General features: G+C 74.4%; 4 protein-coding genes. All 4 read left to right on the top strand.

What is annotated here, in order from left to right:
* Window positions 1-138: 138 nt before the first annotated feature.
* On the top strand, window positions 139-4,185 hold the full coding sequence (locus RWM17_RS10075) for a LamG-like jellyroll fold domain-containing protein (RefSeq protein ID WP_314103267.1): 4,047 nt from the start codon (window positions 139-141) through the stop codon (window positions 4,183-4,185).
* A 3-nt stretch (window positions 4,186-4,188) separates the two neighbouring features.
* The gene (locus tag RWM17_RS10070; RefSeq protein ID WP_314103265.1) at window positions 4,189-5,478 is read left to right on the top strand and encodes a glycosyltransferase family 4 protein; all 1,290 of its coding nucleotides are present in this window, start codon (window positions 4,189-4,191) and stop codon (window positions 5,476-5,478) included.
* A 20-nt stretch (window positions 5,479-5,498) separates the two neighbouring features.
* Window positions 5,499-6,284, top strand: a complete 786-nt coding sequence (locus tag RWM17_RS10065; RefSeq protein ID WP_314103262.1) for a CDP-alcohol phosphatidyltransferase family protein — start codon at window positions 5,499-5,501, stop codon at window positions 6,282-6,284.
* A partial coding sequence (locus RWM17_RS10060) for a Wzz/FepE/Etk N-terminal domain-containing protein (protein WP_314103259.1) occupies window positions 6,281-7,911 on the top strand: 1,631 nt, incomplete at its 3' end. The genes RWM17_RS10065 and RWM17_RS10060, both read left to right, overlap by 4 nt.

Below are 7,911 nucleotides of genomic sequence, written 5' to 3'. Positions count from 1 at the left end.
CCCCCGTCCCGCCGACCTCGAACCTCCTCCCCCCACGTCCGACCCCGACGGCCGCCCCCTCGCCCTCACGACCCGACCCGCACCCGACCGCGGACGAGCAGACCGCTCGCCCGAGACCCTGACCGGAGAGACACGACCATGACCCCCACCCCTCGTCGAACGGCCCGCTCGGCCGTCGGCGTCCTCGCCCTGACGGCCCTCGTGGCCGGGGGCCTCGCCTGGGCGCCCACGGCCGCCTCGGCGGCGACGGCTGCCGCCCCCGGCATGACCGTCACCGGTGCCTACACCAGCAGCTCCCCGGCCGGCAGCGCCGCCGCCGCCAGCACGACCACCGTCAGCTCCGACGTCCTCCCGACGCCGCAGATCAACGGCGTCGTCTGGAGCACCGCGGTCGTCGGCACCACGGCCTACGCGGTCGGCGCCTTCACGGCTGCCCGGCCCTCCGGCAGCGCCGAGGGGCAGAACTCGGTCACCCGCAACAACGCCATGGCGTTCGACGTCCGCACGGGCGCGATCCTGCCCTGGAACCCGAACCTCAGCGCGCAGGGCCGTTCCGTCGAAGTCTCGCCCGACGGCGCGACCCTCTACGTCGGCGGCGACTTCTCGACCGTGGGCGGCGTCGCCAAGAGCAAGATCGCGGCCTTCACCGTCTCGACGGGTGCCCTGAAGACGTCGTTCTCGGCCTCCGTCTCCGGGTCCGTGTGGGGCATCGCCCCGACCGCCACGACCGTCTACGTCGTCGGCTCGTTCGGCACCGCGAGCTCGAAGGCCCGCGCCAACGCGGCCGCCTTCACGACCGCGACCGGCGCGCTCACCGCGTGGAACCCCGGCACGGACAACATCACCCAGGCCGTCGTGGCGGCACCCGACGACAGCCGCGTCGTCATCGGCGGCCGCTTCCAGACCATCGGCGGCCAGCCGATCGTCGGCATCGGCGCGGTCGACGGCTCGGTCGGCGCGATCCAGCCCTTCGAGGCCAAGCCCATCTCGGCGCAGCAGGGATCCAACCGTTCCTGGGTGACCGACATGACCGTCGTCGACGGCGTCATCTACGCCACCGGCAACGGCGAGGGCGGCCACTGGTTCGACGGGCGCTTCGCGGCCCGCTTCGACACCGGTGCCCTCGTCTGGCTCGACAACTGCTACGGCGCGAGCTACGGCACGGCCGTCATCGGCCAGGTCGCCTACGCGGTCTCGCACTCGCACGACTGCACCTCGGTCGGTGCGTTCGCCGAGCAGTCGCCGTCCGTCTGGAAGCGCGCGACCGCCAACACGATCGCCGCGACCGGCACCGACCAGGGAGGTCCGAGCGTCGGCAGCATCTACTCCGGCCAGGCCACCCCGACCCAGCTGCCGTGGTACCCGCTCGTGAACTCCGGCTCGTACACGAAGCAGTACCAGGGCGGCTGGTCGCTCGGCGCGTCGTCGAGCACGGCCAAGTACCTCGTCATGGGCGGAGAGTTCACGCAGGTGAACGGCAAGGCACAGCAGGGCCTCGCCACGTTCGCCACGCGCGACACGGCGCCGAACAAGGTCGCCCCCCAGTACGCGCCGATGAAGCCCACGGGCCTCTCGCTCGCGTCGGGCAGCGTCCGCGTGTCGTTCCCCACGACGTGGGACTACGACGACGGCAGCCTGACCTACAGCCTCTTCCGCGACTCGGGCACGACCCCGATCGCGACGCAGGTGGCGGACTCGCGCTTCTGGCGCCTCCCGACCCTCGGCTTCGTCGACGCCGGCCTCGCGGCCGGCAGCAGCCACACGTACCGCGTGTCGGTGACGGACGCCGCCGGCAACACCTTCACCGGGTCGCGCTCCGACTCCGTCACGGTCTCGTCGTCGGCCGGCGACCCGTACGAGAAGGCGGTGGCCGCCGACGGCGCCACCAGCCTGTGGACGTTCGGCGAGCCCTCCGGCACCGCCGTCTACGACCACGTCGGCTTCTCCGACGCCACCACGACCGATGCTGTCCAGCGGGGCGCAGGAGGCCCGGTCAGCACGACGGCCGCCTCGTTCCAGGGGCAGCAGGGCTCGACGGCATCGGCGAACTCGCCGGTCGACGGTCCGCAGACGTTCACGGTCGAGTCGTGGTTCCGCACGACGAGCACGTCCGGCGGCAAGATCGTCGGGTTCGGCGACCGTCAGACGGGCAACTCGTCGAGCTACGACCGGCACGTCTACATTGACGGCGAGGGACGCGTCACGTTCGGGGTCTACCCCGGAGGCACGGCGACCGTCTCGAGCTCGCCCGGTCTCAACGACGGGACGTGGCACCTCGCCACGGCGAGCCTCGGCTCGTCGGGCATGAGCCTGTCGATCGACGGCGTCAAGGTCGCCTCGCGAGGCGACGTGACCAGCGCCCAGGCCTACAAGGGCTTCTGGCGCGTGGGCGGCGACTCGAACGGCGGCTGGCCGAACGCCGGCAGCGACTGGTTCACGGGCGACGTCGCGGACGTGGCGGTCTACCCGACCGTCCTCAGCGCCGCGCAGGTGGACGGCCACTGGGTCGCGTCCGGTCGCACCTCGACCGTCCCTGCTCCGCCGACCGACGCCTACGGCAAGGCCGTCACCACCGACGAGCCGTCGCTGTACTGGCGCCTCGACGACACCGGCTCCGGCAGCACCGCCCGTTCGACGACGGCCTCCCCCGCGCCCGGCCTGATCACGGGCGGCGTCACCAAGGGCGTCGCAGGCGCCCTCGGCAGCACCGGCTCCGCCTTCGGCTTCGACGGACAGCAGGGCCAGGTCGTCCAGGTGCAGGACGCGCAGGCGCCCAGCACCTACAGCACCGAGCTCTGGTTCTCGACGACGTCCACCGTCGGCGGGAAGCTGATCGGCTACGGCGACTCGGCACAGGGGCTCTCGGGCAACTACGACCGCCACGTCTACCTGCAGGACGACGGACACCTCGTGTTCGGCACCTGGACGGGCCAGGCGAACACGATCACGACCGACCGCGCCTACAACGACGGTGCCTGGCACCAGGTCGTGGCGACGCAGTCGAGCGCCGGCATGGTCCTCTACGTCGACGGCGTCGCCGTGGGCACGAACGCGCAGACCGGCGCTCAGGGCTACAACGGTCGCTGGCACGTCGGCGGCGACGTCACGTGGGGCTCCTCGAGCTCGTACGTGGCCGGGTCGATCGACGAGGTGTCGGTCTACCCGACGGCCCTCACCGCAGCCCAGGTGGCGGCTCACCACGACGCCGGCACCGGGGTCGTCACCCCGCCGCCGGCCCCGGCGAACGTCGCCCCCACGGCGTCGGCCACGAGCACCTCGGTCGACCTGGCCGCCTCGCTCGACGGCAGCGCCTCGTCCGACACCGACGGGACCGTCGCCTCCTGGGCGTGGGACTTCGGGGACGGCCAGGTCGGCACCGGCGCGACCGTGCAGCACGCCTACTCCGCGGCGGGCACGTACCAGGTCGTCCTCACGGTGACCGACGACGACGGCGCGACCGCCAGCACCACCGTGCCGGTGACCGTGACCGCCCCCGTGGTCGTCACTCCCCCGGTCGTGACCCCGCCTGCCACCACCGCCTACGCCGCCGACGCCTTCGAGCGCCAGACGACGGGCGGCTGGGGCTCGGCGGACATCGGAGGCGCGTGGACGACCCCCAACGCGGTCTCGTCGTTCTCGACCGCGCAGGGCGCCGGGCTGATCAAGATGGCGGCCGCCGGGTCGGGGCCGCAGATCTACCTGAACGGCGTGCAGGCCACCGACGCGGCCACCCGCGTCACCGTTGCCCTCGACAAGGTGCCGACCGGGGCAGGCGTCTACGCGTCGGTCATCGGCCGGGGCGTGACGGGCCAGGGCGACTACCGCGCCAAGGTCACGTTCCGCGCCAACGGCGCCGTCGCCGTCGCGCTGTTCCGGCAGGCGGCGGACGGCACGCAGACGGTCCTCGGCACCGAGAGCGTCGTGCCCGGCCTGACCTACGTCGCCGGACAGAAGATCGCCGTCGCCCTCGAGGTCACCGGCACGTCGCCGACGACCGTCCGGGCGAAGGTCTGGGCCGCCGGCGGCACCGAGCCGACGGCGTGGGCCAAGACCGCGACCGACTCCACGGCGGGCCTCCAGGCCGCGGGACGGGTGGGCTTCCACTCCTACCTGTCGGCCTCCGCCACCAACGCACCCGTCGTCTCCTCGTGGGACGACCTGACCATCACGAAGGCAGGCAACTGACCCATGACCCTCGACACCACCAGAACGACCGGCCGGGGCGCGGGGGCGCCCGGGGCAGCGCCCGCCGACGCGGACGCTGCACCCGGGGCCCGGCGGGCCGAGCAGTGGCTGCTCGACGCGGCCGACCTCCCGGAGGCGCCCCCGCGCCTCCCGGGCGGTCGCCGCAGCAAGGTCCTCGTCGTGCACTCGTCCGACGAGCTGTACGGCTCGGACCGCATCGTCCTCGAGGTCGTCGGCGAGCTCGCCGCCCGCGACGACCTCGACGTGACCGTGTGGCTGCCGTCCGACGTGGCCGTGGGCCCGTTGGGGCCGCAGCTCCGTGAGCTCGGCGCCCGCGTCGAGCGCACGGCGCTGCCGATCCTCCGACGGTCGCACCTCGGCCCGGTCGGCCTCGCCCGCCTCGCGCGGGACGCCGCCCGGACCGCGGCGCGGCTCGCCGGCCGGCACTTCGACCTCGTCTACTGCGCGACGAGCGCCTGCCTCGTCGTCGCCCCCCTCGCGCGCCTGGCCGGCGTGCAGCACGTCGTCGGCCACCTGCAGGAGCCGTGGGGCGACACGGACCGCAAGGGCCTCCGGCCCCTGGCCCGTGCCTGCACCGCCCTCGTGGCCGTGTCCCGCTCGGTCCTCGGCAGTTCCGGCCTCGACGGCGACGACCGTGCCGTCGTCGTGCACAACGGCGTCCCGCGACGGTCGCCCGACCTGGTCGCGGCACCGGAGCACCGCCTCCCCCACTACCTGATGGCCAGCCGCTGGAACTCCCACAAGGGGCACAGCACCCTCCTGACGGCCTGGAACGCGGCGGGCTGCCCCGGCCAGCTCGTCGTCCTCGGCGGCCCGCCCGCCGTCGGGGCCGGCGTCGACGTCCCTGCCCTCGTCCAGGCCATCGTGTCCCGGCCCGAGACCGTCACGGTCGTCGGCCAGGTCGAGGACGCAACCCCGTACGTCCGCGACGCGGACGCCATCGTGCTGCCCACCGACACCCTCGAGGGCTTCGGCCTCGTGGCCCTCGAGGCGTTCAGCGAGGGCCGCCCGGTCGTCGCCAGCCGCAGCGGGGGCCCGGAGGAGGTCGTCGTCGACGGCGAGACGGGCTGGCTCTTCGACCGTCGCGACGTCGACGCCCTCGCCGACCTGTTCGCCGGCCTCGACGTCGACACCCTCGCCGCCGCGGGCCGTCGTGCCCAGGCGGCCTACCAGGAGCGCTACACGCCCGAGAAGATGCGCCGCCGCATCGGTGCCGTCGTCTCCCGTGAGCTGCTCCGCGAGCACGGCCAGGACCTGGCGGTGGCCTTGTGACGCGGCTGGCGGGGGCGCCGGTGCGCCCCGAGGCGACGACCGCCTCCTCGGCCCCGTCGCGCACACCCGTGCCGCACGAGTTCCGTGCAGCACTGGCCGCGCTGGCGTCGGCCCAGAAGTCGTCGAGCGGCGCACCCGCCTACTCGCGGTTCGTGAACCGCCGCCTCGGCCGGTGGGCCGCCGCCGCCGCGCACGTGCTCCGGGCGACGCCGAACCAGGTGACGGCGGTCAGCGCCCTCGCCACCTTCGCCGGCATCGCCGTCCTGGCCACGGTTCCGGCCGGCTGGCTGCCCGCCGTGCTCGTGCCCCTGCTGCTCGTCGTCGGCTACGCCCTCGACTCGGCCGACGGGCAGCTCGCCCGTCTCCGCGGCGGGGGCAGCCCGGCCGGCGAGTGGCTCGACCACGTGATCGACGCGACGAAGATCGCAGTGCTGCACCTCGCAGTCTTCGCGTCGTGGGTCCGCGAGCCCGAGGGACGAGAGGCCGTCCTCGCGCTGCCCCTCGCCTACCAGGTCGTCGCGACGGTCGCCTTCTTCGCGATCGTCCTCACGGAGCAGCTGCGCCGGGCCGAGTCGGTCGCCGCGGGCTCGCCCGTGCTCGTCCGCCGCCAGACCGGTGCCCTCTACTCGCTGGCGGTCGTGCCGACCGACTACGGCCTGATGTGCCTCGTCTTCGTCCTGCTCGCCTGGCCCGGCGCGTTCACCGTGGCCTACCTCCTGCTCTTCGCGGCCAACGCCGCCTACCTGCTGCTCGCCCTCCCCAAGTGGTTCCGCGAGCTCCGCACCGACCCGATGAGGACCTCATGACCAGCACCGCCCGCGCCGTCGTCGTCGACGACCGCCTCGACCTCGGGGACTACCTCCGCTACGTCGCCCAGCACGTCCTCGTCGTCGTCCTGGCCGTCGTCCTCGGCCTCGCCGCCGGGGTGGGCCTCTCGCAGCTGGCCCCCGCCTCCTACACGGCCCAGGCCACGGTCTTCGTCCGGGCCGACGCGCCCGGCTCGAACCTCGACGAGCGCTCGGCCTTCGCCCTGCGCCAGGTCTCGTCGTACGCGCAGCTCGGCACGAGCGCCCAGGTGCTCGGGCCGGTCGCCCAGGCCCAGGGCGTCTCGCTCGCCGACCTGGGCGACCGCGTGACCGTGACGAACCCCGTCGACACGGTGGTGCTCCTCGTCTCGGCCACCGACGTCACGGCCACCGGCGCCGCCCAGCTCGCGGACACCGTCGCGGGGCGCCTGTCGGACACGGTCGACCAGATCGAGTCCACCGACGGTGCCGACGGGCAGACGATCTCCCTCGACCTGACCGCGCCTGCGCCCGTCCCGACGACGTCGACGGGCCCGAGCACGGTCGTCCTCGGGCTGCTGGGCCTGCTGGTCGGCCTCGGCGTCGGTGTCGCTCTCGCGATCGTCCTCGCCCGGACGCGTCCCCGCGTCAGCACGGTCGACGACGTCCGTCGCGCGACCGGCCTGCCGGTGGTCGGCCAGCTGCCCGCCGTCGTGCGCAGCTCGGACGACCCCGACGGGCGCGGCGCCTCGGCGGCCACCCGCACGGCGCTCCGCGAGACCGTGCAGAACCTCCGCGCCCTGCGTGGCGGCGAGCTGCCCCGCGTGCTGCTGCTCGCCCGCACCGACACGGTGTCGGAGGCGGCCGGCGTCGACGGTGGCCTCGCACGCGCCGTGGTGGAGCTCGGCTCGACCTGCGCCCTGCTGCAGTCCGACTTCGACACCCGCACCGTGTCGCGGCCCTCGACGGTCCCCGACAGCGCTCTCCCGGAGCTGACGGAGGCGGACCTCGCCGGCTACGACCGCGTGCCGGTCCCCGACGTCGTCGGCGCCTCCACCCGGTCCTTCGTCCGGTCGGGCGTCGGGCGGTTCTTCGCGGACCTGCGCGGCACCTACGACGTGACCGTCGTGCAGTCGGCCTCGGACTCGCACCCCTTCGCCCTGCGGACCGTGACGGCCGAGTCGGACGAGGTGGTGCTCGTCGTCCGTGCCGGGGCGACCCGCCTGGAGTCCCTCCGCAGCCTGACCGCGGAGCTGATGAGCCTCGACGTCGAGCCGATCGGCGTCGTGCTCGCGGGCGTGCCCCGCTGGCGCCGGGTGCTGCTGCGCGCCACCTGGCGCGACGAGGACTTCCGCCGTGTCGACCGCTCGGGCTCGGGCCACGCCCCGGCCGTCCACGTGCGGTCGTCGGCGCCCGTGTCGTCCTCTCCGGGCGTGCCGTCCGGGACGGTCTCGTCGTCCGAGGCGTCCGCCTCGTCCCCCTCGCGGGCTGAGGGCTCGACGAGCATCGCCGACCTCGTCCGCGACCCGTTCACGACGCCCGAGCCTGCCGCCGAGGCGCCGGTCGCCGAGACGGCCGTGGCTCCCGTCGCACCTGCGGACCAGTCCACGGTGCCGGCCGAGTCCGAGGCCGACGCGGGGGCCGGGGC

The organism is uncultured Frigoribacterium sp. (assembly GCF_963515265.1).
In the GTDB taxonomy this organism is placed as follows: Bacteria; Actinomycetota; Actinomycetes; order Actinomycetales; family Microbacteriaceae; genus Frigoribacterium.
This window is presented reverse-complemented; position numbering and strand designations above follow the sequence as displayed.

Excerpts from the sequence above, each read along its gene's own strand:
- RWM17_RS10075 (WP_314103267.1), top strand. The coding sequence starts at position 139 with ATGACCCCCACCCCTCGTCGAACGGCCCGCTCGGCCGTCGGCGTCCTC.
- RWM17_RS10070 (WP_314103265.1), top strand. The coding sequence starts at position 4,189 with ATGACCCTCGACACCACCAGAACGACCGGCCGGGGCGCGGGGGCGCCC.